Annotated in this window: 2 protein-coding genes; both read right to left on the bottom strand. The window is 74.4% G+C overall.

What is annotated here, in order from left to right; genetic code table 11:
* The coding region (locus tag ABT116_RS43575) for a beta-ketoacyl synthase N-terminal-like domain-containing protein (protein WP_502984052.1) at nt 1–1,016 on the bottom strand (1,016 nt) is incomplete at its 3' end.
* An 87-nt stretch (nt 1,017–1,103) separates the two neighbouring features.
* On the bottom strand, nt 1,104–2,030 hold a 927-nt coding region (locus ABT116_RS43570; protein ID WP_351646329.1), incomplete at its 5' end, for a beta-ketoacyl reductase.

Genomic DNA, 2,030 nt, shown 5'->3' with positions numbered 1-2,030 from the left:
TCACCCAGCCGCGTCCCCGTACCGTGCGCCTCCACCGCGTCCACCTCGGCGGCGGAGAGACCGGCCGAGGCCAGTGCCTGGCGGATGACGCGCTCTTGCGACGGGCCGTTCGGTGCCGTCAGACCGTTCGAGGCACCGTCCTGGTTCACCGCGCTGCCCCGTACGACCGCCAGCACCCGGTGCCCGTTGCGCACCGCGTCCGACAGGCGCTCCACGACGAGGACCCCGGCCCCCTCCGCCCACGCGACACCGTCGGCCCCGGCCGCGAACGACTTGCAGCGGCCGTCGGGGGACAGACCGCGCAGGCGGGAGAACTCCAGGAAGGCCACCGGTGTCGACATCACCGTGACGCCGCCCGCGAGGGCGAGCGAGCACTCGCCGTTGCGCAGCGCGTTCACCGCCAGGTGCAGCGCGACCAGCGAGGACGAGCAGGCCGTGTCGACGGAGACCGCCGGGCCCTCGAAGCCGTAGGTGTACGAGAGCCGGCCGACGGCGATGCTGCCGGCGCTGCCGCTGAACAGGTAGCCCTCGAAGTCCTCCGGCGGCAGGTGGGGGCGTGAGCCGTAGTCGTTGTACATCTGGCCGGTGAACACGCCGGTGTCCGAACCGCGCAGGGCGGTGGGGTCGATACCGGCGTGCTCGAAGGCCTCCCAGGCCGTCTCCAGCAGCAGTCGCTGCTGCGGGTCGATCGCCATGGCCTCGCGCGGCGACATCCCGAAGAAGGCCGGGTCGAACCGGTCGGCGTCGTAGAGGAAGCCGCCTTCGCGGGCGTACGAGGTGCCCGTGCGGTCGGGGTCCGGGTCGTAGAGGCCGTCCACGTCCCAGCCCCGGTTGCCGGGGAAGCCGCCGACGGCGTCGGTGCCGTCGGCCACGAGGCGCCACAGGTCGTCGGGCGAGGACACGCCGCCGGGGTAGCGGCAGGCCATGCCCACGATCGCGATCGGCTCGCGCCGCCTGTCCTCGATGTCCCGCAGCTGCCGGCGTGCCTCACGGGCATCGGCGACGGCCTTCTTCAGGTAGTCGCGCAGCTTGTCCTCGCCCGCCATGGTGTGTCAACTCCCGTGTGTCGTGTGGTGATCGGTGCTTGAGGGGGGCGGTGGTGCTCAGTTCAGCTCGTCGACGAGGGCGAACAGTTCGTCGTCGGTGGCCGCGTCCAGGTCGTCGTCCCGGTCCTGGGCCGAGGTCCCTGCGGGCGTCCCGGCCGCGCTGTCGGCGGCGGCGAGGAGTTCCCGCAGGCGGGCGGTGATCCGGCCGTGGGCGGACGCGTCCGTGGCGGCCGCCTCGATGGCGGCCTCGAGCCGGGCCAGTTCCGCGAGCACCGGCTCGTCCGGTGCGGTCTCCTCGACGGTGAGGCGGTCGCCCAGGTACGAGGCGAGCGCCCGCGGCGTGGGCTGGTCGAAGACCAGGGTGGTCGGCAGCCGCAGCCCCGTCTCGGTGGCGAGCTGGTTGCGCAGCTCGACGGCCGTCAGCGAGTCGAAGCCGAGTTCCTGGACCGGCCGGTCGGCGTCGATCGCCGTGTGGTCGGCGTGTCCGAGGACGGCGGCCACCCGGCCGCGCACGAGGTCCACCAGGGCACGTTCCCGGTCGTTCGCGGACAGGGCGGCGAGCCGCTCGGCGAGGCCCCGGCCCTCGGGACGGCCGGCGGGGGCGTCGGCCGAGGCCGCGGGGCGGCGGGCGCTGTTCCCGCGGACGAGTCCGGCGAGGAGCGGCGGTACCCGGTCGCCCAGAGCGCGGATGGCCCGGGTGTCGAGCCGGGTGACGGCGAGGACGCTCTCGCCGGTGGCCGGTGCGGCGTCGAAGAGGGTCATCGCGTCGTCGGTGGCCAGCGGCAGCAGGCCGGAGCGCGCCAGGCGGCGCAGGTCCGCCTCGGCGAGATGGCCGGTGATGGTGCTGGTCTCCTCCCAGAGGCCCCAGGCGAGGGAGGTCGCGGGCAGTCCGGCAGCCCGGCGATGCGCCGCCAGCGCGTCCAGGAACGCGTTGCCCGCCGCATAGTTCGCCTGCCCCGCCGTACCCAGCAGACCCGACACCGA

This window comes from Streptomyces sp. NPDC002130, assembly GCF_040296465.1.
Taxonomy (GTDB): domain Bacteria; phylum Actinomycetota; class Actinomycetes; order Streptomycetales; family Streptomycetaceae; genus Streptomyces.
Note: the sequence above shows the minus strand (reverse complement) of the source record. Positions and strands in the feature narration are given on the sequence as shown.